This window comes from Streptomyces sp. 1114.5, assembly GCF_003635085.1.
In the GTDB taxonomy this organism is placed as follows: domain Bacteria; phylum Actinomycetota; class Actinomycetes; order Streptomycetales; family Streptomycetaceae; genus Kitasatospora.
On sequence record NZ_RBXE01000002.1, the window covers coordinates 196,243 to 222,931 of the forward strand.

The following is a 26,689-nucleotide window of genomic DNA, read 5'->3' on the forward strand; positions in this document are numbered from 1 at the left end:
CCATGCGCCTGCTTGGAACGATCACGCCCGACCGCCCGCTGCTCGTCGTCGCCGTCCGCGAGGAGGCCGCCCACCTCGGCGACGGGCTGCCCGTGCTGCTCACCGGGATGGGGAAGGTCAACGCCGCCGCCGCGCTCGCCGCCGTCCTCGCCCAGGGCGAGAAGCCCTCCGAGGTGATCAACCTCGGTACGGCCGGCGCGCTGCGTCCCGGCTGGGAGGGCACCCACCACGTCGTCCAGGTGATCCAGCACGACCTCGACACCGCCGCCCTGCACGCGCTCACCGGCCGCCAGTACGGCGCCCCGCTGGTGATCGGCAAGGGCGACGGGCCGGTGCTGGCCACCGGGGACCTGTTCGTCTCCGACGCGGCGGCCCGCGACCGGCTCGCCGAGCACGCCGACCTGGTCGACATGGAGGGCTACGCCGTCGCCACCGTCGCCCACCGGGCCGGGGTGCCGGTGCGCCTCGTCAAGCACGTCAGCGACGAGGCCGGCGAGGGCGCGGGCCACACCTGGCGGGAGTCGGTCGACGACTGCGCCCGGCACCTCGCCGACTGGGTTGCCACGCAGGGCTGGTGACCGTGCGTCAAAGTCGGTTCTCCGCGGCGGAGAAGGTGGCTAGGGTGGCTCGGTGACCCAGAATCCCGAGCCGAGCAAGCTCTCCGACACCCGCCCGCCGAGCCTGAACGCGGACGAACCGACCACCCTGCTGGCCTTCCTCGACTACCTGCGCGAAGGGGTCATCGGCAAGGTCGACGGGCTCTCCGACGAGGACGCCCGGCGCCCCGGCGTCGCCTCCGGCACCAGCCTGCTGTGGCTGCTCCGGCACCTGACCGCGGTCGAGCACAACTGGTTCGCCTGGGCCTACCAGGGCGAGGCCGAGGGGCCGTACGACGTGGACCGCGACCCGCTGGACGGCGTGACCGTGGCGGAGCAGGTCGCCGCCTACCGGGAGGCGGTCAAGCGGTCCAACGCGGTGGCGGCCGCCGCCCCGGACCTCGACCGGCCGGGCGTGCGGTCGCTGCGGCCGGACGTCATCGAGGGGCCGTCGCTGCGGTGGGTGCTGGTCCACATGATCGAGGAGACCGGGCGGCACGCCGGGCACGCGGACATCATCCGCGAGCAGCTGGACGGGGCGGTCGGGCGCTGAGGGCGGGCTGCTCCGGAAGGGGGGTGGGAAGGCGGTCGCCTTCCCACCCCCCGCCCGTCGACGGCTCCGGCGGTCCTACCGGTCGCGGAAGGCCGAGAGGTCCAGCGCCGCCAGCCGCTCCGGGTCGGTGAGCACGTCGATCGCGACGATCGCGCCGGCCACGACGGTGAACGCCATGATCGACAGCGCCCGGCCGTTGTCGCCGATCACCACCGCGCCCGCGGTGCCGTTGACCAGCGCCGGGCGGGCGAACGGCGACAGCGTGCCCCACAGCACCGCCTGGCCGGCCACCGTGGCGGCGCCCGAGAGCACCACCGTGTGCCGGGCCATCACCGCCCCGCCGTCCGAGCGCAGCACCACGTCCGGGTCGAGCACGGCGACCAGCGCGTCCAGGTCCCCGTTGCGGGCGGCGGCGAAGAAGGCGTCCACCGCCAGCCGCTGCCGGCCCAGGTCCGGATCCGGCGCGGGCGCCTGCCCCTGCACCTTGCGGCGGGCCCGGCTGGCCAGCTGGCGGGTGGCGGCCGCGGTCTTCTCGATCAGCGGCGCGATCTCGTCGAAGGGCACGGCGAACAGGTCGTGCAGCACGAAGGCCACCCGCTCGGCGGGCGACAGCGACTCCATCACCACCATCAGCGCCAGCCCGACCGAGTCCGCCAGCATCACCTCCTGCTCCGGGTCCACCACGCCCTCCCGGCGCAGCAGCGGGTCCGGGATGCGCGGGCCCGGCTCGCCGCCCGGCCCGGCCGGCTCCAGCGGCTCCTCCCGGCGGGCGGCGCGGGCGCGCAGCAGGTTCAGGCAGACCCGGGAGACCACCGTGGTCAGCCAGCCGCCGAGGTTCTCCACCGCGGCGGTGTCGGAGCGGTCGTAGCGGAGCCAGGACTCCTGGAGGGCGTCCTCCGCCTCGCTGATCGAGCCGAGCATCCGGTACGCGACCGCGCGCAGGTGCGGGCGCTGCTCCTCGAAGAACGCGGCCCGGGCAGCGCTCTCCTCCTTCGTCCCGACTTCTTTCCCGTCTTTCTTTCCGTCTGTCTCGTCCACCTGTCACATTCCTTCGTCGCCGGGGGTCAGAGCAGCAGGAGCCACCCAACAACGGCTGCGGCGGGGAGATCAACTCCCCGCCCGGGACGAACCGGAGACGATCGTGACGAACAACCCCGTGCTTGTGACCGGCGGCACCGGCACCCTCGGCCGGCAGGTCGTACCGCTGCTGCGCGCGGCCGGGCGGCCGGTGCGCGTGCTCAGCCGGCAGGAGCGCACCGCCGCCGACGGCGTGACGTACGTACGCGGCGACCTGCTCGGCGATCCGGCCGAGGCGGCCGCCCGGCTGGACGAGGCGCTGGCCGGCGTGGACACCGTGCTGCACCTGGCGGGCGGCCCCAAGGGCGACGACGCCGCCACCCGCCTGCTGGTCGCCGCCGCGCAGCGGGCCGGGGTGCGGCACCTGGTGTACATCTCGGTGATCGGCGCCGACCGGATCCCGCTCGGCTACTTCCGGGCCAAGCACGCCGCCGAGGAGGCGGTGGCCGGCTCGGGTCTGCCGTACACGATCCTGCGCGCCGCACAGTTCCACGACCTGGCGTTCACGGTGGTGGAGAAGATGGCGAAGCTGCCGGTCGTGCCGGCGCCCGGCGGGGTCCGCTGGCAGCCCGTGGACGTGCGCGAAGTCGCCGCCCGGCTGGTGGAGTTGACGCTGCACGAGCCGGCCGGGATGGTGCCCGACCTGGCCGGGCCCGCGGTGTACGAGATGGGCGAGCTGACCAGGCGGTACCTGGAGGCGCGCGGGCGCAGCCGCCGGCAGCTGCCGGTACGGGTGCCCGGCAAGGTCGGGCGCGCCTACCGGGCGGGGGAGAACCTGACCCTCGCGGGCGCGGAGCTCGGGCGGCGGACCTGGGAGGAGTTCCTGGCGGAGCGGCTCGCGGCCTGAGCCGGCTGTGGCCTGAGCCGGCTGTGGCCTGAGCCGGCTGTCGGGGGCGTGTCCGTGGGGCGTCGTAGGGTGGCCGCCATGTCCCTCCTCGACGCGCTCCGCGCCAACCCCGACGCCCTCGACCACCTGATCTGGCACGGGGACTTCGACCCCACCCGCAGCTACGATCACGTGGAGGAGGTCGTGCTCGCCTCCGGAGCGGCGCTGGAGCGGTTCGCCAAGGACAACGCGGGCGGCACCTACTTCCTGTGCGGCGAGGGCGGCGAGGAGCGGCCCGTGCTGTTCGCCGACTCCGAGGGCGGCGCGGCCCTGCTGGCCGTCGGCGTGCCGGAGCTGGTCCGGCTGCTGCTGGCCGTGCCGTGGTGGCGGGACTGCCACCGGCTGACGGAGGAGGAGAGCGCGAATGCGGCCGCGGAGTACCTGGAGATGGCCGAGGAGTCCCTGGAGCGCGACCTCGACCTGCCCGCCGAGCGGGACGCCGTCGCCGCCGCCCTCGGCCTCGAAGTGCCTTCCGAGGCCGAGGCGTTGGCGCGGCTGCGCGAGGTGGCGTTCGGCCTCGGGCCGTCCTTCGTGCTGCTCAACGCGGAGGAGGGCGGCGCGTACGAGCCGCTGTTCCGGGCGTAGCCGTCAGGCCTTTGCCGCTCGGACGACGTCCTCCGTCGTGACCACCTTGGCGAAGCGCATCGCGTGCAGGGTGGTGGCGGTGGCGCGGGCGAGGTCGGCGGCGGGGACGGTGGTGCCGTCGGGGCCGGTCATGTCGAAGGAGTGCATGGCGTCGGTCGGGAAGATCGCGTCGTAGCCGAGGTTGCCGGCCATCCGGGCGGTGGTCTCGTTGCACACGTTGGTGATGATCCCGGTGATCACCAGCTGGCGGGCGCCGCGCTCCTGCAGCCAGGCGTGCAGGTCGGGGGTGCCGTAGAAGGCGCTGTTGACGGTCTTGGTGACGTGCAGGTCCGGGGTGAGCCCGGCGACGAAGTCCTTCAGCTCGTACCCCGGGGTGCCCTCGGCCAGCGGCCCGGCCTTGGAGGCGTGCTGCACGGTGACGATCGGCCGGCCGGTGGCCTGCCAGGCGGCGATCAGCTCGGCCATCCGCTGCTCGGCCTGCGGGTTGTCGCGCGGGCCCCAGAAGTCGCGGTCCTCGAAGCCCTTCTGGACGTCGATGAGGAGCAGGACGGCGTCGGAGTCGAGGGTGAGCGGGGCGTCGAAGGCGTCGGTGTTCGTCATGCGTCCATGGTGGGCGCGGGGGCGGTGCGGCCGTGATGGGCAGAGAAGCCACCCATCGAGAGATTCCTGCCATAGATTCTCTGCCATGCGAACCGTGGGCTGCCTGATCTTCGACGGTGTCCGGGCCTTCGACTACGCGGTGATCGGCGAGGTGTGGGCCAACCGCACCTCCCGGCCCGGCCTGCCCGCCTTCGACCTGCGGGTCTGCGGGCCGGACGGCGCCCGGGTCCGGCTGGGCGGCGGGCTGGAGCGCGTCCCCGACCACGGGACGGAGGCGCTGGCCGACTGCGACCTGGTCGTGGTCCCCGGCGTCGAGGACCCGGGCGCCGCCCGCGACCCGGCCGTCCACGCCGCCCTGCGGGCCGTCCGCTCCCGGGGCGTGCCCATCGCCTCCCTCTGCGCGGGCGCCTTCGTCCTCGCCGAGGCCGGCCTGCTCGACGGCCGCGAGGCCACCACCCACTGGGCGCTCGCCCCCGAACTCGCCCGCCGCTTCCCGGCGGTGACCGTCCGCCCCGAGGTGCTGTTCACCGGCGGGGACGGCCTGTGGACCTCGGCCGGCGTCGCGGCCGGCATCGACCTCTGCCTCCACCTCGTCCGCACCGCCCACGGTCAGCGGGCCGCCGCCACCATCGCCCGCGCCATGGTCACCGCCCCCTTCCGGGCCGGCGGCCAGGCCCAGTTCATCCCCACCCCGGTCCCGGCCCCCACCGCCGACGACCCCCTGTCCCGGGTCCGCGCCGAGGTGCTGGCCTCCCTGGACGCTCCCTGGACCGTCCCGCGGATGGCTGCCGCCGCCCTGATGTCCGAACGCAGCTTCGCCCGCCACTTCACCGCCGCCACCGGCACCACCCCCGTCCGCTGGCTCCTCGACCAGCGGATCCTCACCGCCCAACGCCTCCTGGAGGAAACCGACCTCCCCGTCGACACCGTCGCCACCCACTGCGGCTTCACCTCCGCCGTCTCCCTCCGCCCGGTCTTCACCACCAGGGTCGGCGTCGCCCCCCGCGAGTACCGCCGCGCCTTCCGCGGCCGGGAGGCGGAGGGTTAGGGGGTGCTCGGTGCCGACGGCGAGGCCGAGTCGGAGGGCGGGATCAGGCAGGGGGTGCGGACCGCGAGGGACATCCGGTTGTGTCCCTCCGTGCTGTCGACGTCCACGACGTACCGGCTGTCGGGGTGCCGGGCCGAGAAGGCGACGATGGGCTGGGCGGACGGGGTGCCGACGGGGTTCTCCCGGTACTCGGTGATCGTGAGCCCTTCGCCGGTGAGCAGGTCCCGGACCTTGTGGAGCACGTCGTTCTGCTGGTCATCCGGGACGTCGGCGTGGACACCGTAGTTGAGCGTGTAGCGGCCGTCGGACGCCTTCTCGCCGTTCCTGCCGATGCACTGACTGAACCAGAAGTTCTCCGGTTCCTCATTGATGCGGGCCCCGGCCGTCTGCGCCACGTGAGCGATGATCCGGCGCGCCCAGTCCAGCGATTCCTGCTCGGACTTGACGGGCAGCGGGTCGTCCTTGCCGTCGTATTTTCCGGCGCCGGGGCTGGACATACAGGCTCCAAGGGTGATGGTCAGCAGTGCCGTGACAGTGAGGCGGCCCAGCCGTGTGACGGCAGCCCGAGTGCGAAGGGACGAGGTAGTCATGGGTTCCATTCGGGGGTCCATCAGTGGGGGATCGAGCCCCAGAAGGGGTCTTCCTTAGAGCCGGTGGAAGGCGGCACTTTGGCGATGATCTTTCCGATGTTCTTCAGGCTTTCGGAGTTGTCGGTCCAATATCCGGCGTGACCGGAGGTGTCGACCTGGATGTTGTTCCCCCCGAAACCGGCCATGTGCGGCGCGTAGCCCAGCACCGTGCCGCTGACGACACGAATGGGATCGGACGTGGCTGCCCCGATCCAGACGTGGTCGGGGTCGATGTTGAGTTGGTCGGCGGTGGCGACTCCCATGCCCGGACTGCCGAGGGCGAGGATGTCGTCGGCGTGCAGACCGCCCCCTGCCTGGGCGGCCTCGCCGACGGCGAAGGTCCCGTAGCTGTGTGCCATCCAGGTGAGGTGGGTCTTCGGTTCGCCGTGGGCCACGCGGAGTCCGTTGGAGAACCTCCGCATGTCCTCCGCGCCATCGATGCCACGCATGGGGTTTCCGGCTTCCGGAAGGCTCTCCGGAGTGTCATAGCCGAGGTAGGAGATCACGGAGACGGTCTCGCCGCCCCCGGCCTGGCGCTCGGCGATGGCCTGGAATTGGCGGATGCGGTTGATCTGGTCCGGGACGCCAGGGAGTTCGGTGCCGGTGCCCGGAACCCACACGGCGGTGTGGGAGGCCTTGTCGGGATTGCCCGTGGCGACGATCGCGCGGCCGTCACCTCCGTACGCCTCCGGATCGATGGCGAGCAGGAACATCTGCTTCGTCTCGTTCCGCTCGTCGGCGCTCTCCTCCAGCTTCGTCCTGATGTCCTTCAGCGTCTGCTTGCGCTTGGCGTACGCCTCCTGGTCGAGCCCGAACACGGAGGCCGAGCCCGCCTCCAGGGCGTCGATCTTCTGGTCCAGGACGAGCCGGTTGGCCTTGTCCCGCGCTTCGGCGGGGATGCCGTCGAGGTTGCCCACCTGGGCCGCGTTCAGGGTGACGTAGGTTTCCTGCTGTTCTGGGGTGAGGCCCTTCCACCACTCCGCGTTCTTGGCGGGGTCCTTGCCGTCCGGGATGTACGGGTCGACGAGGTCGAGCTCCCGCATGATCCCGGCGACGTTGTTCTTCGCAGTGAGCAGGGAGCCCGCTTCCCGGGAGGGGTCCAGGGTGTTGGCGCTGAGCGAGACGAGGGCGCTGTGGCCTTGGTCGCTCGCCGTCTGGGCAGCCTTCAGGGCGGCGTCGATGCGGTCCTGGAAACCCTTCGTCTCCGAGCCGAGTTGCTGACGCGCTTTCTGCGCCTCCGGGTCGTTGGCCTCACCCTTGCCCGGCGGCGGCATGGTGATGACGCCCTCGGGGGAGACGGTCAGACCGGCGTCGACGGCTCGGTTCACCGCATTGGTGAGGTTGGTCTGTGCCTGGTACATCCGTTCGGCGACGGTGTTGAGCACCAGGGCCGCGGCCTCCGACTCCATCCTGATGATCTCCAGCTGGACTTCCGTCTTCACCATGTACGGACGCGCGGCCGCGGCGTCGGCGCCCTCCCAAGCGGGTCGGCTCGGGCCGTTGTTGACCTGCAGCGGACCGTTGACCTGGTTGCGGTGGCGCTGTCCGGTGGTGTCCATGGCGTGCGCGAGGGCCTTCCAGGCCTTGGCGGCGTCGCGCAGTCCGTGCGGGTCGAACTTCACCAGGAGTTCGTAGACGCCGGTCACTTCGCCCCCTGCTGCGGCACGGCCCACCCGCCGGCGACCGCCTGGTCGTGGTGCTCGTGGGCGGACGCGTTGGCGTCGAGATTGGTCGCGGTGTCCAGGAGGCGCTGCCGCAGGTCGCCGAGCGGCTTGGCCCAGCCTGTGCCCAACTGTCCGAGGCCGCCGGAGATCGACCAGCCGGTGAGCTGGGTCGAGACGGTGGTGCTGGTGGTGAGGGCGGCCTGGACGGGCTTGTCCAGTTCCTCGCTCAGCGCCTTGGCGATGCCTGCGGAGGCCCGCAGGTCGGCTGGTTGGATCGCTATCTTGCCGGACGTGTCCTTGTCGCCCACCGGGTTCCCCTCCCCTAGGCGGATGCGTGTGCCGCCTTCGCCCGCAGAACGCTAGGCGGGGACTGGGCTCTCCGCATCCGTACAGATACTCAGATGATATGAGCACAGCAGGGCGGGGAGTTCCTGGCGAGGCTGTGGGCGGGGGTGTGGGGAGGGGTGGCGGCCCTCAGCGCCGCCACCCCTTCTGGCTTCTCGGCAGGGGGTGGTGGTTCGTTGAGCCAAACCGCTTCGGTTCGAGCGGATCCCGGACCGCGAAATCGCTGCTGACGGCCCGCCGGCTCGCGCGCGAGGAGGGCATCCTGGCCGGCTCGTCGTCCGGGTCGGCGGTGGCGGCGGCGCTGCGCGCGGCGCGCGAGCTGGGGCCGGATGACCTGGTCGTGGTGCTGCTGCCGGACTCGGGCCGGTTGGGGGGGCGATGTGACGGGGTGACCCGGGATGGGGGACAGGTATAAAACTGGCAGCACGTCCGCGACGGTGCTTGCATGGAGATTGAGACATGCCCTCGTGTGAGCACCGAGGAAGGTTCATCTACCCGCTCAGCTGCCCCGGCTTTCGTCGCCCGTCTGCAGCGCACAGCAGCATGCCGGACAGGATCAGGTCCGCACGACGCAATTCATCAACCAGAGGCGACAGCCATGCCCGCGACCGCCACAAAGATCGACTCCACGTGCCATTCACCACTGTTGTTCATCGGGGAAGTGCTCTTGCGCCCGTCGGCCCCGAAAGCCCTGGAACAGTTCCCAGACGCGGAATACGAACTCGGCGTGGACATTATCGGCCCGCCCGGGTACAGGGTCGTACTGGATAACCTCATGCTGTTCCTCACCATCACGGATCCCCCCTTGAACGCGGACGGGACCGGGGTGTTCTTCGTCCAGCATGCGGATACCGGCTGGTATTGGGGCCTCCCCGTAAGTGACACCACACCCCCAGGTTTGGACGGCTGGGTAGAAGACCTGCACCAGCCGCATCAGCCCACGAGGCGACTGCGAGGCCGCAAGGAGCATGATGCGATCTGGTCCGGCCCCGGTAACGGCTCGACCTACTGGATCGGCGTGAACGGCTTGAAAGACACGCAAACCTTGTCCTTCACCGCCTACCCGATGGCAGAGAAGGCTGTCGCTACCACGAGCGGATGCACTATCCAGCTGACGGGCCTCAGCATCAACGAAGAACTGACCGGGACTTGGGGCGGTTAGTACTCCAGCTGTAGATCTTGATCGTCATGGTTGTTGGGCTGCCTGCCGCTGGTAGTGGCTGGTGCGGGCGCGTGCTTGGTGCCGACACCGCCATTCCGGCCAGCGGAGTTAGTTGGCGAGGTCGCGAAGGGGCGGCGGGAGTTCCTGGCGAGGCTGTGGGCGGGGGTGTGGGGAGGGGTGGCGGCCCTCAGCGCCGCCACCCCTTCTGGCTTCTCGGCAGGGGGGTGGTGGTTCGTTGAGCCAAACCGCTCGGTGGGGTGAAGTCGGGTGGGGATCTTCGTGGGGTTTGGCGGAGGTGGTGTGGGAGTCGTTCCTCGGGCGTGCGGTTCGTCAGAGGGTGGCGAGGTGGTCGGCCAGGGCGTCGAGGCCGAGGGAGCCCTGGGCGAGTGCGTTCATGTGCCAGGACTTGAGGTCGAAGGCGGCGCCCTGGCGGCGGCGGGCGGCTTCGCGGCCCTGCAGCCAGGCGCGTTCGCCGAGTTTGTAGCCGATGGCCTGGCCGGGCCAGCCGAGGTAGCGGACGATCTCGCTGTCGCGCAGTTCGGCGGGGCTGCCGTTGTAGGTGGCCATGAACTCGGTGGCGAGTGCGGGGGTCCAGCGTTCGCCGGGGTGGAAGCCGGCGTCGGCGGGGATGGCGAGTTCCAGGTGCATGCCGATGTCGATGATCACGCGGATGGTGCGCAGCATCTGCTCGTCGAGGAAGCCGAGCCGGTGGGCCGGGGTGTCGAGGAAGCCCAGTTCGTCCATGAGGCGTTCCGCGTACAGGGCCCAGCCCTCGACGTTGGCGCTGACCATGCCGAGGGTGGTCTGGTAGCGGCTGAGCCGGTCGGCGAGGGCGACCCACTGGGCGAGCTGCAGGTGGTGGCCGGGGACGCCCTCGTGGTACCAGATGCTGACGAGCTGCCAGGTCGGGAAGGTGTCCCGCCCGAGGGTGGGGAAGTAGGTGCGGCCGGGGCGGCTGAAGTCGAGGCTGGGACCGGAGTAGTACGGCGAGGCGGAGCTGCCCGCCGGGGCGAGCTTGGATTCCACTCGGCGCAGCGGTCCGGAGATGTCGAAGTGGGTGCCGTCGAGGGCGGTGATCGCCCGGTCCATGACCGACTGCAGCCAGTCGAGGATCGCCTCCTCGCCCTCGACCGCGGGGCCGTGCTGCTCCAGGTGCCGCATCGCGGCGAGGGAGCCCGCGCCGGGCAGGACGCGTTCGGCTTCGGCGCGCATCTCGGCCGCGGTGCGGTGGAACTCCTCCCAGGCCCACGCGTAGGCCTCGTCCAGGTCGACGTCGGCGCCGGTGTGGTGGCGTACGGCGAGCCGGTAGCGTTCCCGGCCGACGGCGTCCGGGGTGTCGGCGGTGGCGGGCGCGTAGGTGTCGCGCAGCCAGTCGCGGAACTCGGCGACGGCGACGGTGGCGCGGAGGGCGGCGGCGTCCAGTTCGCCGCGCAGCCGCTCGGGGCCGGGGGTGACGAAGTCGGCGAACCAGCTTGCGGCGCCGGCGTTTTCACCGGTGCCGGTGGTGCCGGTGGTGCCGGGCTTTTCGCCGGTCCAGGCGGTGAGCTGGTCGATGACGGCGGCGGCCTGGCGGGGTGCGACGAGCAGGCGCCGGGACATCCCCTCGGTGAGGGTGGCGCGGTACCCGTCGAGTGCGGCGGGCAGGTTGCGCATCCGGCCGGCGACCGCGGCCCAGTCGTCGTCGGTGGCGGTCGGCATGTAGCTGAAGATGTCCCGCACCTGGTGGACGTGGGCGGCGATGTTGCGCAGCTGCCGGAAGTTCTCACCGGAGTCGTGCATCGCCAGCTCGGCGGTCAGGCGCTCGCGGAGCAGCCGGGCGCAGGCCCGGTCGGCGGGGTCGTCCACGAGGGCGGTGGTGGGGGCGGCGTCGAGCGTGGTGAGGGTCCGGCGGGCGAGGTCGGCGCGCGCGTCGAATCCTGCCGGGGAGAGGTCCGGTTGCCGGTCGTCGCCCGGGTGCAGGCCCAACCAGGCGGCGTGCAGCGGGTCTTGGGCGGCGACCTGGTCGAGGTAGCGGTCGGCGATGGTGCGAGCGGTGATCGTTTCATCTGCCATGGCGCCATGATGGCGCACCCGCCGGGCGTCCCGACGGCGAGTTCGCCGCCGGGACGCCCCGTTCGCGGGTGCCGCCCGGGTGCCGTCAGTCCGCGGGGGCGTCCCGTAGCAGCTTCTTGTCCGGCTTGCCCACCGGCGTCAGGGGGATCTCCGGGACGATGCGCAGCACCTCCGGGGCGTACATCCGGCCCTTGTGCGCGGTGACGAAGGCGCGCAGCTCCTCCAGTTCGGGCCGCTGCCCCGGGGCGGGGACGACGGCGACGTGGACGTGTTCGGCCTGCTCGGCGTCGCGCACCCCGTAGACCGCGCACCGGGCGACCGCGGGGTGGGTGAGGAGCAGGTCCTCGACCTCGCTCGGGTAGACGTGGCCCCCGACGACGATGATCTTGTCCTTGAGGCGGTCGGTCAGGTAGAGGTAGCCGTCGGCGTCGAGGTAGCCGATGTCGCCGGTGTTCAGCCAACCGTCGTGCAGCACCTCGGCGGTGAGGTCGGGCCGCTTCCAGTAGCCGGCCATCACGGTGGCCGAGCGGACGTGGATCTCGCCCTGTTCGCCGGTCGGCAGGTCGGTGCCGTCGGTGGAGCGGATCACCACCTCCACGCCCGGGAGGGGCCTGCCGACGGAGAGTTGGCCGCCGTGGCCGATCCGGTCGTGCTCGTGCGGCAACAGCATGGCGATGTTCTGCGCCTCGGACTGCCCGTAGCCGCTCACCAGCACCGGCCCGAACACCTTGATCGCCTCCCGCACCCGGCTCGGCGAGGCCGCGCAGCCCCCGTACGCGACCCGGCGCACGCTGGACAGGTCGGTACGGCCGAGCGCCGGGTGGTCGAGCAGTCGGTAGAGCAGTGGCGGCAGTACCCACAGGTCGGTGATGCGCTCGCGCTCGACCGCGGCCAGCACCTCGCCGGGGTCGAAGGAGCGCTGGAGGACCACCGAGCCGCCGCTGTACAGCACCAGGTCGGCGAGGACCCCGGCGAGGTGGGCCAGCGGGGTCGCGGCGAGCAGGCGGGGCGGGACGCCGTCGGGCCCGCCGCCGTACGGGACGTCGAAGGCGCCCCGGTAGGCGCCGTGCAGGCCGCGGACGCCCTTCGGGATGCCGGTGGTGCCGCCCGTGTGGCGGATGGTCAGGTCGTCATCGGGGCGGATCCGGACGGCCGGCGGCTCGGCGGGCCGGTCGGCGGAGGCGGCGATCACGTCCTCGCCGATGGGCTCGGCACCGACGGTCTCCGGGCCTGGGCCCAGGGTGAGGACGGTCGGCCCGTCGAGCAACGGGACCAACTCGGCTGCCCCGGCGAACCGTTCGGCGTCCACGAGCAGGATGGTGGTGTCGACGCTGGCGGCGATCTCGGCGAGGATCGGCGCGCTCATGCCGTCGTACAGGTTCACGATCCGGGCACCGGCGAGCCAGGCGGCGTACCGGGCGCTCAGCGCCTCGGCGGTGTTGCCCGTCAGCAGGGTCACGGTGGTGCCCCGGGTCGCGCCCCGGGCGATCAACTCGTGGGCGAGGCGGTACGTGGCGGCGGCGAACTCCCCGGCGGTGATCACGACGCCGTCGGCGGTGGTGATGGCCCGCCGGTCGGGGTCGGCGAAGAGGGAGCGGAGGATCAGGGCGGGGGCGCTGACGAACTCCGCGTCGGTCATGGCCACTTCTTCTTGGTGGGTGGTAACCATGGTCGCAGACTAGCCCGATCCTTCGTGTCCCATCAGGGAGTTGGGCGCCCGGCAGGGAGGAATGCCTCCCAGGGTGTGGCGCAGGAAGTCGGTGGGGTCGACTTCCTGTGTCTACGGGTGGGGGGCCTGGGGGGCTTGGGCTTGCCGGGTGGCGTGGGTGGCGTGGGTGCGGCAGCGGTGGAGGGCGTGTTTGAGGCGGGTGTCGGGGTTGGGGGTGGTGGTGAGGAGTTCGCCGGCCTGGATGAGGGTGGTCCAGTAGAGGGTGGGGTCGCCGGTGCGGGGCATGGGGCGGGCGGCGGTGAGGGAGAGGTAGGCGGTGATGAGGTTGCCGGTGGTGAACCAGCGGTGGAGGCCGTGCTGGTGGCCGGGGCGGATGCCGCCCATGGCGTCGACGGCGGTGAGGAAGAGGTCGATGACGGCGAGTTCGGTGGGGGTGAGGGGTTTAGGGATGTCGAAGACGCCGAGGGCTTCGAGGAGTTCGCCGGTGTCGGCCTCGGAGCCTGGGCGGGGGTTGGCGAGGAGGGCGTCGTAGCAGTCGTCGAGGCGGCGGGCGGTCTCGGCGGCGGGGATGCCGAGGGCGGTGCAGACGGCGCGGGCGCAGCGCAGGGGTGCGCGGGTGCGGCGGGCGAGGAGCGCGTAGGCGTCGGCGGGAGTGCGACCGCGGGAGAGCGCGTGGCGGGCGAGGGTGGCGAGGTGCATCAGGAGTCGGGCTTTCAGGCGGCGTGGGCAGTGGCGGTGGGGTGGCTGGGGGCGACGAGGGCCCAGACGAACTTGCCGATGCCACCGGCGCGCGGGCAGCAGCCCCAGCGTTCGGCGAGCTCGCTGACGAGGAACAGGCCGCGCCCGTGTTCGTCGTCGGGCTGGGCGGTGTGGAGGGTGGGGCGGCCGCTGCCGGCATCGTGGACCTCCAGCCGCAGGCGGGAGTTGGCCATCGCGAAGCGGACCTCGATGAGGCAGTCGTCGGGGGCGTCGCTGTGCTGGACGGCGTTGGCGAACAGCTCGCCGAGGAGGAGTTCGGCGACGTCGGAGTAGCGGTCGCCGGCGGGGAGGGCGGCGAGGTAGGCCCGGAGCAGGTACCGCGCGAGGGGCGTGGATTCGGTACGGGATTCCAGGCGGGCGGCGAACGTGCGGGGGCGGTGGGTAGCGAGCATGGCGAAGTACCTCGGGGGGCGGTTGGGGGAGCGCGCAGGGCGCGCGCAATCACGCTATGCATGCAGATGATTGCGTTCTGGTGTCAATCATCGAGGCTGCGGAGGTACGGTGACGCCCAAATCGGTGTGCGGGACGCGTGATGCACAAACGGGGGGCAGCGATGACACAGCGGAAGATCAAGAGGCTGACGGCCAGCTCCGCGGTCATGTTCGGCGCGGAGCTCAAGTACGCGCGCGAGCGGGCGGGATACCGGCAGGAGGACATCGCCAAGATCCTCCACTGCGACCGGACGGTCATCTCGCGGATCGAGAGCGGCAAGCGGAAGCCGTCGGTCGAGGAAGTCGAGGCGATCGAACGGCTGTTGGACACCGGCGACCTGCTGATGCGGTTGTACCTGCGGATCGATTGGGATGCGCAGGTCGAGCACCCGGACTGGTTCGAGGAGTACGTGGACCTGGAGGCCATCTCCATTGGGGTGAGGATGTACGAGGACAGCGTGATGTGCGGCCTGCTGCAGTGCGAGCAGTACGCGCGTGCGCTCTTCTCCACTGGCATTGCAGCCGGAAAGCCGGAGGAGATCGAGGAGTTGACCAGGGCCCGACTCAGTCGGCAGAGCCGTTTTCTCGCCCCCGGTGGGCCCTTGTTGTTCGTCATCCTGGGGGAGAGGGTCATTCGCACTGTTGTGGGTGGGCCCAGCGTAATGAGGCGCCAGATGGAACACCTGCTGCGGGTGGCAGAGCTTCCGAACGTCGTCATTCACGTGGCGCCGTCTGAGCGTCGGAGGTTTATTGTCAAGACGGCTATGGTGTTGCTGGAGCTGCCAGACGGACAGAATCTGGTCTACTCGGAGAGCCTTGATCGAGGGCACCTGAGTGTGGATATCGCTAGTGTGGCCAAGCACCGGCGCCGGTACGAGCAACTCCTGGGTGATTGCCTGTCCGAGGTCGACTCGCTTCGGCTGATCGCCGAGGCGCTGGAGGGTTTCAGGGATGATGAGCAACGAGCTCGCCGCGGCCGACTGGCGGAAGAGCAGCCACAGCCACGACGACGGCGGCAACTGCATCGAGGTAGCCCCCGGATTCCCCGGCCTCGTCCCCGTACGTGACTCCAAGGACCCCCACGGCCCGGTGCTCGTCTTCCCCGCCTCCTCCTGGGACGCCTTCATCGACGCCGTCCGGACCGGCCGGCTCCCGATCGAGGGCTGAGCACCCCCAGGGGGTCGTCCGGGGGTGGTCATCAGCACCTCTCCAGATGGTCTATAGTTAACCCATCACCCAGATGCGCGGGTGGCGGAATAGGCAGACGCGCTGGATTCAGGTTCCAGTGCCCGAAAGGGCGTGGGGGTTCAACTCCCCCCTCGCGCACAGCGAACGGCCGGTCGATCTTCGGATCGACCGGCCGTTTTGTTTCGCGCGACACCTTCCACATGCGAGGGGGCGGGATGGACGCCGTACTGGGTGGGCTGTAGGGGGCGTACTACCGTCGGCGGTCGCCTCGACTATCTCGTCACATCGGCGCCTACCCGCGCATTCTTTGGAATCTCAGGTCGCACGTATGGCCGAGGCGGCCTCTTTGACGGCAGCCGCGACGGCAACGCAGGACGGACGAGGCGCCAGTTGCGGGCCGTCAGGTCTCTTCATCCAAGAGCCGCGCGGCCGCCTTGGGGTCCATGAGGTCGGACCAGACTTGTTCGGCAGGCAGCAGCTCGCGCTCGGGCAGCGCGGACTCGGGGAACCCTGCCAAGTCGACGGCGTGCTCGTGGCCATCTCGCAGCGAGCCAGGCACCAGGTCGGTGATCACCCCGCTCAGTCGCAGGGCGAAACGGGTCGCCGCCTCCAGCTGGTAGCGGTCGCGGTCGTCGGGGCCGGCCAGCAGATGATCGCTGTGCGTGTCGGTGGCGGCAGGCCGGTCGTGTGTGGCGTTATAGCGCTGCCGGGCCGGTCAGCATGGCGACGCTGGAGGTGAGCGAACCATCCAGGACCTTCATCGACTCGACCATGCCCCGGCGGACCTCCTCCCGCCGCTGCTCCAGATAGATCAAGGCGCCGTCCTGCGGCCGACGCTTCGCTCCACTCGGGCCGGGCCGTCGAGTGTTCCCTCTCCTCCCTCGATCGGGGGAGGTCGGTGCCGGGAGCCCCGACGATACTGGCGACCATGATCAAGGTGATTCGGCCGCTGTTGCGCGGCTCCACGTACACAGGTGTGCTGTTCGCGCTGGTCGGGGCGGTGGCGGGGCTGCCGTTGGCGCTCGTCGCGCTCGTGCCCGCTGCGGGGATGTCGGCGAAGCCGTATGCGCTCTCCGCCGCCCTGTCGTTGGCGCTCTGGGTGGTGCTGATCGCCCTTGTCGGGCTGGCCGGGGCCACTCGCCGGGTGCTGGTGCGGGCGGCGCGGCGGTTGTTGCGGGTGGCGGTGGCGGACCCGGCGGCGGGGGCCTCGGGGGAGCGGTGGCGGACTCCGCTCTTCTTCGTCCTGCACGTGCTGCTGGGCTGGGTGCTGCTGTTCGGCGGGAGCACGCTGCTGGTCATGGGGGTGGCGCTGCCCGGCGGATACGCCGACGGCGAGGCGCGGGTGAGTCTGTTCGGCTGGTCCACGGACCTGACGGGCGGCTGGAGTTGGGCCACCGCAATCCTCTGCCTCCTGCTGGCGGCCGTACTGTTCGCGGCCGTCTCCGCCGCGCTGCGGTGGCTGGCGCCGCGCCTGCTCGGGCCCTCCTCCGCCGAGCGGCTGGCGATGGCGGCCGAGCGGGAGCGGGCACTGGCCGAACGCAACCGGCTGGCGCACGAGTTGCACGACTCGATCGGGCACACCCTGACCGCCGCCACCATCCAGGCTGCCGTGGCGGGAGAGGTGCTGTCCGCCGATCCGGTGGCTGCCCGGGCCGCCATGCGCAGCATCGAGGAGTCGACCCGGGCCGCTCTGGAGGACCTGGACTACGTGCTGGGCGTGCTGCGCGCGGAGCAGGCGGGCACCGCGCCGACCCGTACCCTCGCCGACCTGCCCGAACTCCTCGACCGGCTGCGGCACGCGGGCGCGGTCGTGGTGCCCGAGACCGTCGGTGACCCCGCCCGGGTGCACGGCACGCTGTCCCGCGCCGCGTACCGGATCGTGCAGGAGGGCCTGACGAACGCGCTGCGGCACGGCGCGGGCGGGCCGATCCGGCTGCGGGTGGCGGTCGCGGGGGAGTGGTTGGAACTGAGCGTGCGGAACGGGATCAAGAGCGGGCCGAGCGGCTTCCCCACCTCCGGCCACGGCCTGCCCGGGCTCGCCGAGCGGGTCCGCCTGCTGCACGGCGAGTTCGAGGCCGGTCGGCACGGTACGGACGAATGGCGGCTGGCCGTCCGGCTGCCGATACGGTTGGCGGCGTGAGCAGCGCAGAAGCCCTCGTCACCGTCCTGATCGCCGACGACGACCCGGTGACCCGCAGCGGGCTGAGCACCCTGCTGAACGCCCAACCGGGCATCGAGGTGGTCGGGCAGGCCGCCGACGGCGTCGCCGTGGTGGAGCAGGTGCGGCTGCTGCGGCCGGACGTGGTGCTGATGGACGTCCGCATGCCACGCCGCAACGGCATCGACGCGACCCGCGAACTGCTCGCCGACGCGACGGCGGAGCCGCCGAAGGTCGTGGTGATCACCACCTTCGAGAACGACGACTACGTCACCGCCGCGCTCGGTGCCGGCGCCAGCGGTTTCGTGCTCAAGCGCCTGCCGGTCCCGCAGATCGCCGAGGCGGTGCGGGTAGCGGCGGCCGGGGAGGCGATCCTCTTCCCGGCCGCGCTGCGCCGGATGGTGGCGGCCCGCCCGCTGAACTCCGCCGAGGCGCTGCCCCGGGCGGCGCTGACCGGGCGGGAGGAGAGCGTGCTGCGGCTGATGGCGACCGGGCTGTCCAACCCGGAGATCGCACAGTCGCTGGCGGTGAGCCTGGAGACGGTGAAGACGCACGTCGGGAACGTGCTGACCAAGCTGGACGCGCAGAACCGGACGCACGCGGTGGTGATCGCGTACGAGTCCGGGCTGGTCGTGCCGGGCCTGCAGGGCGCCTGACCGTCCCCCGGCTTCGGCCGCGTGGGTCAGGTCCGCGGGTCGATCGGGGTGAGCACGCCGAGCCGGTCCTCGACGGCCTGGGCGGCGGCCAGGCACAGGTCCTCGCGGAACGCCCGGCCGATGAGCTGCACGCCGGTGGGCAGCCCGTCCTCGGCGAGCCCGGTGGGGACGGCGACGGCCGGGACGCCGACGAAGCTGGTCACCGAGCAGAGCCGCATGCCCGACGCGACGCGGTCGCGGCCCGCCTGGTCCCGCGACTCCAGGCCGGGTTCGACCGGTGGCTCGGTGAAGACCGGGCCCAGCAGCAGCGGGTACGCGTGCAGGAACTCCGTCCAGGAGCGGCGGATGTTCATCCAGGTGCCCAGGAGCCGGAGCAGCCCGGCGGCGTCGGCGGGCGGGGCGGTGCGCATCGTGAAGCCGATGAAGCGGTCGCCGCCCGGGCCCAGCAGCTGCCGTACGGCGGGCCAGTTCGGGGCGAACTCGGTGTTGGTGAGGCGGTGGTAGGTGTCGAGGGCTTCGTCCAGCCGTGGGACGTCGGGGACCTCCCGCACGTCGTAGCCGGCGTCGCGCAGCGCGTCAGCGGCGCGGGCGACGGCCCGGCGGACGGTGGGGTGGACGCCGTGGCCGCCCGGGTCGGTGACGACGGCGACCTTCGGCGGGCCGTTGAGCGGTTCGCCGTACAGCGGGGCGGGGACGGAGCGCGGGTCGCGGGGGTCGGGACCGGCCAGCGTCTCGTAGGCGAGCCGGAGGTCGGCGACGGTGCGGGCCAACGGGCCGTCGGTGACCAGGACTTGGGAGGCCGGGCCGGGGTCGTCCGGGCCGAGGAGGCGCTGGTCGGCGGGGAAGCGGCCGGTGGTGGGCTTGAGGGCGGCGACGCCGCAGAAGGCCGCCGGGATCCGGAGCGAGCCGCCGGAGTCGTTGCCGAGCCCGAGCGGGGCCAGGCCGGCGGCGACCGCGACGCCGTCCCCGCCGCTGGTGCCGCCGGGGGTGCGGCCCGCGTCCCACGGGTTGCGGGTGTCGCCGTACAGCTCGCTGCGGGTGTGCATCCCGGCCAGGATCAGGGTCGGCATGTTGCTGTGGCCGACCGGGATCGCCCCGGCGGCGCGCAGCCGGGCCACCGGGATGGCGTCGGCGCGGGCGGTGTGGTCGCGGAAGTGCGGGGTGCCGAAGGTGGTGGGCACGCCCTCGACGGGGGTGCACTCCTTGACGGTGAAGGGCACGCCCGCGAGCGGGCCCAGTTCCTTGCCGGCGGCCCGGCGGCGGTCGGTGTCCCTGGCGTCGGCGCGGGCGCGGTCGGCGAGGAGCTGGGTGACGGCGTTGAGGTGGGGGTTGACCTCGGCGATGCGGGCGAGGTGGCTGTCGACCACGTCGAGGGCGGAGACCTCGCCGCTGCGGACGGCGGTGGCGAGTTCGGTGGCGGGTTTGCTCCACAGGGGCACGGGGGCGGGTCTCCTCGGGTCGTCGTGGTTCCGTTCCGATGCGGGTGCATCGGAACTGGGGACAGAACCATAACCGGGGAACCGATACGCTTGCATCGAATAAGGCGGGCATCGCGCCACAGCGGGCAGCGCGCCACAGCGGACGAGGAGGTCGGGCATGCCGAAGCAGGTGGACCACGACGGCCGGCGCCGGCAGATCGCCGAAGCCGTCTGCCTGCTCGTGGACGAACACGGGCTGGCGGCCGTCACCCTGCGGGACGTCGCCACCCGCGCCGAGGTCTCCATGGGCGCCGTCCAGCGCTGCTTCCGCACCAAGGAGGAGATGCTGCTGTTCGCCCTCGCGCACATCGGCGAACGCGTCACCGCGCGGGTGCGCAGCCGGCTGTCCGCCGGGCCCGCGCAGTCCGCCGCCACCCGACTCGGGCTGGTGGCCGGGGAAGTGGCGCTGCTGCGCGAGGAACACCGGGCCGAGGCCAGGATCTGGCTCGCCTTCGTCGCCGGGGCCGCCGTCACCCCGATCCTGGCGCAGACGTTGCGCAGCAGCTACGCGGAGCTGGAGGAGCTGATGGCGCGGCTGGTCGGGGAGGCGGCCGGTGAAGCGCTGGACCCGGCTGCGGAGGCGCGGACGCTGCTCGCCCTCGCCGACGGGCTCACCGCGCACGTGCTGATCGGGCACCGGACGGCGGAGGAGGCGGAGGAGGTCCTGCACACGTACCTGGCCGGGCTCTGGGCGCGCTGCTGAACCCCGGCAGGCTCCCGTTCGCGGAGCCGTCGCCGTCCGGTCCGTGGATGGTCGACCGCAGCGGCAGCCGGATCGGGCAGGATCGGGGCCGACGCCGCTGGACACACCTGAATCGGGAGAGCCTGCCGTGACCGTCGTCGAGATCCCCGGGTCCAAGTCCGTCACCGCCCGGGCGCTGTTCCTGGCCGCCGCCGCCGACGGCGTGACCACCCTGCACCGCCCCCTCGCCTCCGACGACACCGAGGGGTTCGTACAGGGGCTGGACACGCTCGGGTACCGGGTCGACCGCGCGGCGGACCGCTGGCACGTCACCGGCCGTCCCACCGGTCCCGCCGTCAAGACCGCCGACGTCTACTGCCGGGACGGCGCCACCACCGCCCGCTTCCTGCCCACTCTCGCCGCCGCCGGCCACGGCAGCTACCGCTTCGACGCCTCGGCCCAGATGCGCCGCCGCCCGGTCGCCCCGCTGACCCGGGCGCTGCGCGAACTCGGCGTGGACCTGCGGCACGAGGAGGCCGAGGGGCACCACCCGCTGACGGTCCGCGCCGACGGCGTCCGGGGCGGCGAACTCACCCTGGACGCGGGGGAGTCCTCGCAGTACCTGACCGCGCTGCTGCTGCTCGGCCCGCTCACCCGGGACGGGCTGCGGATCACCGTCACCCGGCTCGTCTCGGCCCCCTACGTCGGCATCACCCTCGCGATGATGCGGGACTTCGGGGTGGAGGTGAAGCGGGAACGGACGCCGGCCGGCGAGGTGTTCGATGTCCCGCCCGGCGGCTACCGGGCCGCCGACCACGCGATCGAGCCGGACGCCTCCACCGCGAGCTACTTCTTCGCCGCGGCCGCCGTCACCGGCCGGGAGGTCACCGTCCCCGGCCTCGGGCGGGACGCCCTCCAGGGTGACCTGCGCTTCGTCGACGTGCTGCGCCGGATGGGCGCCCGCGTGGACGTCGGCAGTGACCGTACGACGGTCGCCGGCTCCGGCTCGCTGTCCGGGCTCACCGTCAACATGCGGGACATCTCCGACACCATGCCCACCCTCGCGGCGATCGCGCCCTTCGCGACCGGGCCGGTACGGATCGAGGACGTCCACAACACCCGGGTCAAGGAGTGCGACCGGCTGGAGGCCTGCGCCGCCAACCTGCGCGCGCTGGGCATCCAGGTGGCGACCGGGGACGACTGGATCGAGATCCGGCCCGGTACGCCGCGCCCGGCCGAGATCGCCACGCACTCCGACCACCGGATCGTGATGTCCTTCGCCGTCACCTCGCTGCGCACCTCCGGGATCACCTTCGACGACCCGGGGTGCGTGCGGAAGACGTTCCCGGGGTTCCACGAGGCGTTCGCGCGGCTGCGCGCGGAGTGGGAGCTCTGACGGCGGGGCACAGGCCGGGATTCCCTGTTGCCAGGGGCCTGCTCCGGCGGCGAGGATCCTGTGCGTGTCCGAGACGACGACGGAGCCGACGGCGGGGCTGACGGCAGGGCTGACGACAGGGCTGACGACAGGGCCGGCGAAGGCGCTGAGGCCCTACCCCAAGATCCCCGCGCGCGGCCGCTCCGGGGGGCCCGGCAGCCGGGAGTGGATAGCGGCGGAGAAGGTGCACGGCGCGCACTTCGCGGTGGTCTGCGAGGGCGGCGCGTCGGTGCGGGCCGCCAAGCGGCGTGAACTGCTGGACGACGAAGGGCTGGACGGCTTCTTCGGGGTGAGCCGGATCTGGCCGCAACTCGCCGTCGCCGCCGCCCGGTTCGCGGACGTGCTGCGGGGGACGTGGGGCCCCTCGGCGGTGGTGACGGTCTACGGTGAGCTGGCCGGCGGACGCTACCCGCACCCCGGGGTGCCCGCCCTCGCCGGGGTCGATCCGGTGCAGACCGGCGTCTGGTACGCCCCGGGGCTGCACTGGCTGCCCTTCGACGCCACCGTGGAGACGGCCGACGGCCGGTGGTGGATCGCCGACCGTGCGCTGCGCGAGGCGGCGGGCGCCGCTGGGCTCGCCTGCGTCCCGCTGCTGGGCCGGGGTGCGCTGAACACGCTGCACGACCTGCCGGTGCGGTACCCGAGCCGGGTGCCGGCCCTGTTCGGCCTGCCCGAACTCGCGGACAACCTCGCGGAGGGCTATGTCCTCAAGCCCGCCGGGGAGTGGCGGGAGGCGGGCGTGGCAGAGGTGGTGGCGCGCCCGCTGGTGAAGGTCAAGCAGCAGGCCTTCGCCGAGGACGAGCGCTACGACGGCGCCCGCCCGTACCTCCCTCCGCCCGAGGGGGCGGCCGGAGTTCCGGCCTGGCTGCTGGTCCAGGCCTCGGCGCTGCTCACCCCCGCGCGGGCGGCGGCCGCGGTCAGCAAGCTGGGGCCGGGTACGGGCGCGGAGGCCGTGGTGGGCGAGATCGCCCAGGACGTGGCGGACGAACTCGGGGACGCCCTGGGCGGGTTGGAGGAATCCGTCCGCGCGGCCCTGCGGCGGGCGCTGGAACCCGGGGCGCGGGCACTCGCGTCCTTCGACGCGGAGGACCGGCGCAATCCCCGACGGTGAGGGAGCGGAATGGCTCAGGCAAGGAAGCGGCTGTCGCGCGCGGAAGCGCTCCGGCGCCGGGCGGGTGCCCAATTCGTTGGTCGGCGCGCCCAGTTGGCCCTCTTCGCGGAGAACTTACGCCGGAACCCCGACTCGGAGGCCACCGACGACCCGGCCGACTTCCTGTTCCACGTCCGCGGCGTCGGCGGCGTCGGCAAGTCGACGCTGATCGCCGAATGGCGCGAAGCAGCCCGGCGGGCCGGGGCGTTGACGGCGGTGGTGGACGAGAACGACGTCCACGGAGTCGAGTCCGCGCTGAGCGCCATCGCCCGCCAACTCGCCGACCAAGCCGGCCCGTTGAAGGAGTTCGACCGGGCCCTCGACCAGCACCGGCGATCCCTGCAGGCCGCCGCCGACCGGGCACCGGCCCCGCCAACCGGCGGCGAGACGGCCTCGCTACCGGCCCGGATGGTCACCCAGGCGGCGTTCGGCGCCGCCTCGATGCTGCCCGGTGCGGGCGTGGTGGCCGCGGTGGCCAACCCCGAGAACGTCGCCCTCGGCGCGGACCGCCTCATCGCCGGCCTGCGGCAGCGCCGGCGGGGCAACGACAGCGAGGAGGAGGCGCTCAGCCGTGCGTTCGTCGCCGAACTGGAGAAGCTGTGCGGCGCCCGCGACAACCAGTGGGTGGTCATCTTTCTGGACACCTGGGAACTGACCGGCCGCCACCTGGACGCCTGGCTGCGCGAATTCATCGATGGCGCCTACGGCGAGGTCCCGCTCGACGTCGTAATCGTCCTGGCCGGCCGGGACGAACTCAGCGAACGCGACTGGGGCACCCTGCGCTCGGAAGTCGTGGACGTCCCCCTCGACGTCTTCACCGAACAGGAGACCCGCGAACTCCTCGCCGTCCGGGGCGTCACCGACCCCGAGGTGGTCGAGGCCGTCCTGGGCCTGTCGATGCGGCTGCCCCTGCTGGTCGCCCTGCTCGCACAGACCGGCCTCCAGGCCGTGGACGACGTCGCCGACGCCGATGCCGACCTCACCGACCACGCGGTCGAACGCTTCCTGCAGTGGATCCCCGAACCGGACCGCCGCGAGACGGTGCTCGCCGCGGCGCTGCCCCTCCAGCTCAACCACGACCTGTTCGCCTGCGCCGTCCCGGGCGCGGCCGCCGACGCCTGGGACTGGCTGCTGGACCAGCCCTTCGTCTCCGGCCGGGGCTCCTACCGGCAGTACCACGCCGTGGTCCGGGCGAGCATGCTGCGCCGTCAGCGGATGCACTCGCCCACGGCCTGGTCGGCGGCGCACACCCGGCTGGCGGAGCACTTCACGGCGGCCCGGGAGGCCCTGGAGCGGCGGCTGCCGGAACGGAAGCGGCGCACGGACGAGCAGTGGCGCCGTGCGACGCTGAACGAGACCTACCACCTGCTCTGCGCCGACCCGGCCGCCAACCTGGCGCAGGCCCTGGAGCACGTCGCGCGGATCACCGGAGTGGCCCGCGCGGACCTGCCCGCGTGGCTCGACATGCTGCGGCAGGCGGCACAGGACGGCGACCACCCGGAGCTGACCCGGTGGGCGGGGAAGCTGCGCACGGCAGCCGCCGAGGAGCAGCCGGAGACGGCGGTCCTCACCGTCCTGTGCGCTCCGGGCCTGCCGCCGCACGTACGGGCCTGGGCGCTCGCCGAGCGCGGGGACTACCACTCCATGTCGGACCGTACTCCGGAGGCCATCGCCGACCTCGACCGCGCCATCGCGCTCATGCCCGGGCTCCCCGATGCACGCGCGTACCGCAGCCGCGCCCACGTCGAGCGCGGCGACGAGCAGGCGGCCATGGCCGACCTCGACGCCGCCCTCGCACTCGACCCCGAGTACGCGTGGGCGTTGTGTTTCCGCGGCGTGATCCACCTGGATGCGGGGCGGCCCGACGAAGCGATGGCGGACGTCACGGCGGGCCTCGCGCTGGACCCCGACCTGAACTGGGCGCTCATCGTTCGTGGTGAGGCCCATCGCGAGGCCGGTCGGCTGGAGGAGGCGGTGGCCGACTTCACGACCGCCCTGGAGACGATCCCGGAGGCCGGATGGGCGCTGAGCCGCCGCGGAGAGGCCCATCGGCAGGCCGGTCGGCTGGACGCCGCGATAGTCGATCTCACCGCGGCCATCGAGCTGGACGGTGAGGACGAGTCGGCTCTCGGATCCCGAGGGCTGGCCCACCACGCGGCCGGTCGGTTGGAGGAGGCGGTGGCGGACTTCACGGCGGTCATCGAGCTGGGCGCCACGGACGGATGGGCGCTGGCACAGCGCGGCAACAGCCATCGGGTGGCGGGTCGGCGGGAGGAGGCGATGGCCGACCTCACGGCGGCCCTGGAAGCGAACCCGGCGGACGACGTCGCGTTGGCCCGCCGTGGTGAACTCCACCGTCTGGCAGGCCGGTTCGAGGAGGCGTTGGCCGACGTCACGGCGGCGCTCGAACTGGACCCCGGGTACGTGTGGGCACTCGGTGAGCGTGGTCAGCTGCACCAGGAGGCCGGTCGGCCGGAGGAGGCGCTGGCCGACTTCACGGCGGCCCTGGAGCTGAGCCCCGACTATGCGTGGGCACTCGTTCAGCGTGGTGAACTCCACTGTCTGGCAGGCCGGCTGGAGGAGGCGGCGGCCGATCTGACGGCGGCCCTGGAGCTGGACCCCGCCTATGTGACGGCGCTGGCCCAGCGAGGGCTGGTCCATCGCCTCGCGGGCCGACCGGAGGAGGCGTTGGCCGATCTGTCGGCGGCGCTGCAGCTGGACCCCGCGAACGAGTGGGCGCTGGCCGAGCGTGGTGAACTCCACCGTCTGGAGGGTCGGCCGGAGGAGGCGGTGGCCGACCTGTCGGCGGCGCTCGCACTGGACCCCGCGTACGGGTGGGCACTGGCCCGGCGCGGCGGAGCCCATCGTCTGGCCGGTCGGCTGGAGGAGGCGTTGGCCGATCTGTCGGCGGCGCTGCAGCTGGACCCTGCGAGCGCGTGGACACTCGGTGAGCGCAGCCTGGCGCACCAGCAGGTGGGTCGGTTGGAGGAGGCGGTGGCCGATCTGTCGGCGGCTCTGGCGGTGGATCCCGGGTACGGGTGGGCACTGGTCCGGCGCGGGGAGTTCCATCGCAGCGCCGGCCGGTTGGAGGAGGCGTTGGCCGATCTGTCGGCGGCGCTGGAACTGGACCCCGGGTACGTGTCGGCACTCCTCCAGCGCGGGGACGTCCATCGCAGGGCCGGCCGGTTCGAGGAGGCGACGGCCGATCTGACGGCGGTGCTGGAGCTGGAGCCCGAGCACGTGTGGGCGCTCGTCCTGCGGGCGTGCACTCACCAACTGGCCGGCCGTGAGGCCGAGGCGGTGGCGGACGCTTCGGCAGCTCTCTCCCGGAACTCCGACGATCCGGAGGTCGGATCCTTCCTGGTCATGATCTTCCTGCAGGCCGGTCGTTTTCAGGAGGCCCGGGAGGCCCTTCGCCGGGCGGCGCAGCCGGACCCGGACGACTCGGACGTCCTGCTGGACACGGCGATGCTGGCGCTGCTGGAGGGCGGGCGGGAGGCGTCCCTCGCGGCCTGGAACGACTATGCGGCGGCGGCAGGGGCCGGGAAGGAACTCGAAGTGGCGGCGGCCGCGCTGCTGCACGGTCTGGTCGTCGGCAGCGCTCCGCCGGATGCGTTGGCCCGCGCGTTCCTTTCCGTGCCCCAGGGCCGTCTCGTGCTGGTCGACGTCCGCGCCTACGTGGAGGCGCTGACCCGGGTGGAGGCGCCGGTCGGGCCGCGGGCCGACGCTGCGCTGCGGGTGCTGAGGGCGCCTGACGCACCTTGATCGTCGGCGCCTTCGGGAGGCCTCTTCGGGATGTTCCAGGGCGCGGAGAACTTCTCGGAGAAAATTCCCGACCGATGTCGAGGTCCCGTTCGGCGGCTCCGACCGGGAGGTGACCGCGCGC

25 protein-coding genes, 1 tRNA gene and 1 pseudogene are annotated in these 26,689 nt (G+C 72.5%); 16 read left to right on the forward strand and 11 right to left on the reverse strand.

Annotated features, from left to right (window positions below; genetic code table 11):
- Positions 1 to 2: 2 nt before the first annotated feature.
- Both BX285_RS24295 and BX285_RS24300 read left to right on the forward strand, forming a co-directional pair.
- On the forward strand, positions 3 to 578 hold the full coding sequence (locus BX285_RS24295) for a nucleosidase (RefSeq protein ID WP_097235949.1): 576 nt from the start codon (positions 3 to 5) through the stop codon (positions 576 to 578).
- A gap of 52 nt (positions 579 to 630) precedes the next feature.
- Complete coding sequence (locus BX285_RS24300; protein WP_257032377.1) at positions 631 to 1,149, forward strand: DinB family protein; 519 nt, start codon at positions 631 to 633, stop codon at positions 1,147 to 1,149.
- 75 nt (positions 1,150 to 1,224) lie between these two features.
- On the opposite strand, the gene BX285_RS24305 is transcribed toward BX285_RS24300, so the two are convergent.
- Entirely contained in the window at positions 1,225 to 2,187 is a 963-nt protein-coding gene (locus BX285_RS24305; RefSeq protein WP_121178029.1) for a sigma-70 family RNA polymerase sigma factor, read from the reverse strand.
- 103 nt (positions 2,188 to 2,290) lie between these two features.
- Between BX285_RS24305 and BX285_RS24310 the strand changes: the two genes are divergently transcribed.
- Together BX285_RS24310 and BX285_RS24315 are read left to right on the forward strand one after the other, a co-directional pair.
- Positions 2,291 to 3,073, forward strand: a complete 783-nt coding sequence (locus tag BX285_RS24310) for an SDR family oxidoreductase (RefSeq protein WP_121178032.1) — start codon at positions 2,291 to 2,293, stop codon at positions 3,071 to 3,073.
- 78 nt (positions 3,074 to 3,151) lie between these two features.
- Complete coding sequence (locus tag BX285_RS24315; protein ID WP_121178034.1) at positions 3,152 to 3,697, forward strand: hypothetical protein; 546 nt, start codon at positions 3,152 to 3,154, stop codon at positions 3,695 to 3,697.
- 3 nt (positions 3,698 to 3,700) lie between these two features.
- Here BX285_RS24315 and BX285_RS24320 read toward each other — a convergent pair whose 3' ends face one another.
- Complete coding sequence (locus BX285_RS24320; RefSeq protein ID WP_097235945.1) at positions 3,701 to 4,297, reverse strand: cysteine hydrolase family protein; 597 nt, start codon at positions 4,295 to 4,297, stop codon at positions 3,701 to 3,703.
- Positions 4,298 to 4,382: 85 nt separating this feature from the next.
- On the opposite strand from BX285_RS24320, the gene BX285_RS24325 reads away from it, so the two are divergent.
- Positions 4,383 to 5,345 carry a GlxA family transcriptional regulator gene (locus BX285_RS24325; RefSeq protein ID WP_097235944.1) on the forward strand — a complete coding sequence of 321 codons (963 nt, stop codon included), beginning with the start codon at positions 4,383 to 4,385 and terminating at the stop codon, positions 5,343 to 5,345.
- On the opposite strand, the gene BX285_RS24330 is transcribed toward BX285_RS24325, so the two are convergent.
- From BX285_RS24330 to BX285_RS24340, 3 genes are all read right to left on the reverse strand, one after another.
- Positions 5,342 to 5,842, reverse strand: a complete 501-nt coding sequence (locus tag BX285_RS24330; RefSeq protein ID WP_121178037.1) for a hypothetical protein — start codon at positions 5,840 to 5,842, stop codon at positions 5,342 to 5,344. The genes BX285_RS24325 and BX285_RS24330 overlap by 4 nt on opposite strands.
- Positions 5,843 to 5,955: 113 nt before the next feature.
- Positions 5,956 to 7,620, reverse strand: coding sequence for an alpha/beta hydrolase (locus tag BX285_RS24335; protein WP_121178039.1), 1,665 nt, complete (start codon positions 7,618 to 7,620; stop codon positions 5,956 to 5,958).
- Positions 7,617 to 7,946, reverse strand: coding sequence for a hypothetical protein (locus BX285_RS24340; protein ID WP_121178042.1), 330 nt, complete (start codon positions 7,944 to 7,946; stop codon positions 7,617 to 7,619). Before BX285_RS24340 ends, BX285_RS24335 begins: the two co-directional genes overlap by 4 nt.
- Positions 7,947 to 8,212: 266 nt before the next feature.
- Here BX285_RS24340 and BX285_RS38635 point away from each other — a divergent pair.
- Positions 8,213 to 8,350, forward strand: a pseudogene (locus BX285_RS38635) (pyridoxal-phosphate dependent enzyme); the annotation flags it as partial.
- A 231-nt stretch (positions 8,351 to 8,581) separates the two neighbouring features.
- The gene (locus BX285_RS24350) at positions 8,582 to 9,145 is read left to right on the forward strand and encodes a hypothetical protein (RefSeq protein WP_121178045.1); all 564 of its coding nucleotides are present in this window, start codon (positions 8,582 to 8,584) and stop codon (positions 9,143 to 9,145) included.
- A 330-nt stretch (positions 9,146 to 9,475) separates the two neighbouring features.
- Here BX285_RS24350 and BX285_RS24355 read toward each other — a convergent pair whose 3' ends face one another.
- The 4 genes from BX285_RS24355 to BX285_RS24370 form a co-directional block, all read right to left on the reverse strand.
- Entirely contained in the window at positions 9,476 to 11,197 is a 1,722-nt protein-coding gene (locus BX285_RS24355) for a DUF885 domain-containing protein (RefSeq protein ID WP_121178047.1), read from the reverse strand.
- An 85-nt stretch (positions 11,198 to 11,282) separates the two neighbouring features.
- Positions 11,283 to 12,866 carry an AMP-binding protein gene (locus BX285_RS24360; RefSeq protein WP_310794235.1) on the reverse strand — a complete coding sequence of 528 codons (1,584 nt, stop codon included), beginning with the start codon at positions 12,864 to 12,866 and terminating at the stop codon, positions 11,283 to 11,285.
- Between the two features lie 111 nt (positions 12,867 to 12,977).
- Positions 12,978 to 13,565 (reverse strand): hypothetical protein, encoded by a 588-nt coding sequence (locus BX285_RS24365; RefSeq protein ID WP_121178053.1) that lies wholly within the window; start codon positions 13,563 to 13,565, stop codon positions 12,978 to 12,980.
- A 14-nt stretch (positions 13,566 to 13,579) separates the two neighbouring features.
- Entirely contained in the window at positions 13,580 to 14,017 is a 438-nt protein-coding gene (locus BX285_RS24370) for an ATP-binding protein (RefSeq protein WP_121178056.1), read from the reverse strand.
- A 161-nt stretch (positions 14,018 to 14,178) separates the two neighbouring features.
- On the opposite strand from BX285_RS24370, the gene BX285_RS24375 reads away from it, so the two are divergent.
- From BX285_RS24375 to BX285_RS24385, 3 genes are all read left to right on the forward strand, one after another.
- A complete protein-coding gene (locus BX285_RS24375) occupies positions 14,179 to 15,123 on the forward strand; it encodes a helix-turn-helix transcriptional regulator (RefSeq protein ID WP_310794236.1) in 945 nt (314 codons plus the stop codon).
- Complete coding sequence (locus BX285_RS38640; protein WP_306458911.1) at positions 15,080 to 15,223, forward strand: DUF397 domain-containing protein; 144 nt, start codon at positions 15,080 to 15,082, stop codon at positions 15,221 to 15,223. The genes BX285_RS24375 and BX285_RS38640 overlap by 44 nt, the downstream gene beginning before the upstream one ends.
- Before the next feature lie 75 nt (positions 15,224 to 15,298).
- Positions 15,299 to 15,382, forward strand: a tRNA-Leu gene (locus BX285_RS24385).
- 262 nt (positions 15,383 to 15,644) lie between these two features.
- On the opposite strand, the gene BX285_RS37505 is transcribed toward BX285_RS24385, so the two are convergent.
- Positions 15,645 to 15,818 (reverse strand): hypothetical protein, encoded by a 174-nt coding sequence (locus BX285_RS37505; protein WP_183107210.1) that lies wholly within the window; start codon positions 15,816 to 15,818, stop codon positions 15,645 to 15,647.
- Positions 15,819 to 16,172: 354 nt separating this feature from the next.
- On the opposite strand from BX285_RS37505, the gene BX285_RS24395 reads away from it, so the two are divergent.
- Positions 16,173 to 17,384 (forward strand): sensor histidine kinase, encoded by a 1,212-nt coding sequence (locus BX285_RS24395; protein WP_121178061.1) that lies wholly within the window; start codon positions 16,173 to 16,175, stop codon positions 17,382 to 17,384.
- Positions 17,342 to 18,058, forward strand: coding sequence for a response regulator transcription factor (locus tag BX285_RS24400; RefSeq protein WP_097235934.1), 717 nt, complete (start codon positions 17,342 to 17,344; stop codon positions 18,056 to 18,058). Before BX285_RS24395 ends, BX285_RS24400 begins: the two co-directional genes overlap by 43 nt.
- 26 nt (positions 18,059 to 18,084) lie before the next feature.
- Here BX285_RS24400 and BX285_RS24405 read toward each other — a convergent pair whose 3' ends face one another.
- Positions 18,085 to 19,491, reverse strand: coding sequence for an amidase (locus BX285_RS24405; RefSeq protein ID WP_259470873.1), 1,407 nt, complete (start codon positions 19,489 to 19,491; stop codon positions 18,085 to 18,087).
- 163 nt (positions 19,492 to 19,654) lie between these two features.
- Here BX285_RS24405 and BX285_RS24410 point away from each other — a divergent pair, with 163 nt between their 5' ends.
- The 4 genes from BX285_RS24410 (at position 19,655) to BX285_RS24425 (ending at position 26,568) form a co-directional block, all read left to right on the forward strand.
- Positions 19,655 to 20,239: a TetR/AcrR family transcriptional regulator gene (locus BX285_RS24410; RefSeq protein WP_097235932.1), complete on the forward strand. Its 585-nt coding sequence runs from the start codon at positions 19,655 to 19,657 to the stop codon at positions 20,237 to 20,239.
- A 127-nt stretch (positions 20,240 to 20,366) separates the two neighbouring features.
- The gene (gene aroA, locus BX285_RS24415) at positions 20,367 to 21,614 is read left to right on the forward strand and encodes a 3-phosphoshikimate 1-carboxyvinyltransferase (RefSeq protein WP_121178066.1); all 1,248 of its coding nucleotides are present in this window, start codon (positions 20,367 to 20,369) and stop codon (positions 21,612 to 21,614) included.
- Positions 21,615 to 21,678: 64 nt separating this feature from the next.
- Positions 21,679 to 22,764: an RNA ligase family protein gene (locus tag BX285_RS24420; protein WP_121178068.1), complete on the forward strand. Its 1,086-nt coding sequence runs from the start codon at positions 21,679 to 21,681 to the stop codon at positions 22,762 to 22,764.
- Positions 22,765 to 22,857: 93 nt separating this feature from the next.
- Positions 22,858 to 26,568, forward strand: coding sequence for a tetratricopeptide repeat protein (locus tag BX285_RS24425; protein WP_398901075.1), 3,711 nt, complete (start codon positions 22,858 to 22,860; stop codon positions 26,566 to 26,568).
- Positions 26,569 to 26,689 lie beyond the last annotated feature (121 nt).

Coding starts and splice junctions, on each gene's coding strand:
- BX285_RS24295 (WP_097235949.1), top strand. CDS start 3: ATGCGCCTGCTTGGAACGATCACGCCCGACCGCCCGCTGCTCGTCGTC.
- BX285_RS24315 (WP_121178034.1), top strand. CDS start 3,152: ATGTCCCTCCTCGACGCGCTCCGCGCCAACCCCGACGCCCTCGACCAC.
- BX285_RS24320 (WP_097235945.1), bottom strand. CDS start 4,297: ATGACGAACACCGACGCCTTCGACGCCCCGCTCACCCTCGACTCCGAC.
- BX285_RS24325 (WP_097235944.1), top strand. CDS start 4,383: ATGCGAACCGTGGGCTGCCTGATCTTCGACGGTGTCCGGGCCTTCGAC.
- BX285_RS24330 (WP_121178037.1), bottom strand. CDS start 5,842: ATGTCCAGCCCCGGCGCCGGAAAATACGACGGCAAGGACGACCCGCTG.
- BX285_RS24350 (WP_121178045.1), top strand. CDS start 8,582: ATGCCCGCGACCGCCACAAAGATCGACTCCACGTGCCATTCACCACTG.
- BX285_RS24355 (WP_121178047.1), bottom strand. CDS start 11,197: ATGGCAGATGAAACGATCACCGCTCGCACCATCGCCGACCGCTACCTC.
- BX285_RS24360 (WP_310794235.1), bottom strand. CDS start 12,866: ATGGTTACCACCCACCAAGAAGAAGTGGCCATGACCGACGCGGAGTTC.
- BX285_RS24365 (WP_121178053.1), bottom strand. CDS start 13,565: ATGCACCTCGCCACCCTCGCCCGCCACGCGCTCTCCCGCGGTCGCACT.
- BX285_RS24370 (WP_121178056.1), bottom strand. CDS start 14,017: ATGCTCGCTACCCACCGCCCCCGCACGTTCGCCGCCCGCCTGGAATCC.
- BX285_RS24375 (WP_310794236.1), top strand. CDS start 14,179: ATGACACAGCGGAAGATCAAGAGGCTGACGGCCAGCTCCGCGGTCATG.
- BX285_RS24395 (WP_121178061.1), top strand. CDS start 16,173: ATGATCAAGGTGATTCGGCCGCTGTTGCGCGGCTCCACGTACACAGGT.
- BX285_RS24400 (WP_097235934.1), top strand. CDS start 17,342: ATGGCGGCTGGCCGTCCGGCTGCCGATACGGTTGGCGGCGTGAGCAGC.
- BX285_RS24410 (WP_097235932.1), top strand. CDS start 19,655: ATGCCGAAGCAGGTGGACCACGACGGCCGGCGCCGGCAGATCGCCGAA.